At 47.8% G+C, this 612-nt stretch carries 1 protein-coding gene; it reads left to right on the forward strand.

What is annotated here, in order from left to right:
- Positions 1 to 384 precede the first annotated feature (384 nt).
- A partial coding sequence (locus AC1D0P_RS27050) for a hypothetical protein (protein ID WP_477679553.1) occupies positions 385 to 612 on the forward strand: 228 nt, incomplete at its 3' end.

A 612-nucleotide genomic window follows, 5' to 3' on the forward strand; every position in this document is an offset into this window, starting at 1 on the left:
GGTCAAAATCGAGTGCAGACACGCGCAAGATTCTTGATGTTTTGTGCAGGGCAAGGTCGCCCATTCTCTCTCGAAACCGGCTGTTATGGGGTCATAAAGCGTAATTTCTCCAGCCTGACRCAAGTTGGGACAGTCATTTTTACGGAACAGACTTGGTTAACCTAAGCTGGGATCAGAACCCCAGTTCTTGATCTTTGTCAATGTACAGCGCGGCTGCCATTGGCATGAGGATGTCGTTGCGCGTCACAAGGACGCGAGCGGGCATTGTAGAAAGCACTTTGGACTAAAAAAACGACAGTCCATAAAATTTTAACCGTTCTGGTGATCGGTTTTTGCTTTCTCGCAGACAAGCTTCTCACGAGTTAACAAACTGGAACCATCTATATGTCTAATAGTAATTCAACCGCGTCGAGCTTTCTTTCTTCGCTCGGCGTTAACACACATGGCGGTGACTATCTCGACGCTTACGACAATTCCAGCCTTATCATAGAATCGTTAAATTATATCGGCATCTCCAAGGTAAGGGATGCGTATTCAACATATGGCCAGGCTTCGCCGGTCTTGGACGCCATGGCAGCGGCGGGAATCACATTTGATTTCCGTGTCAGGTCC

This window comes from Polaromonas sp. P1_G2 (genome assembly GCF_056405515.1).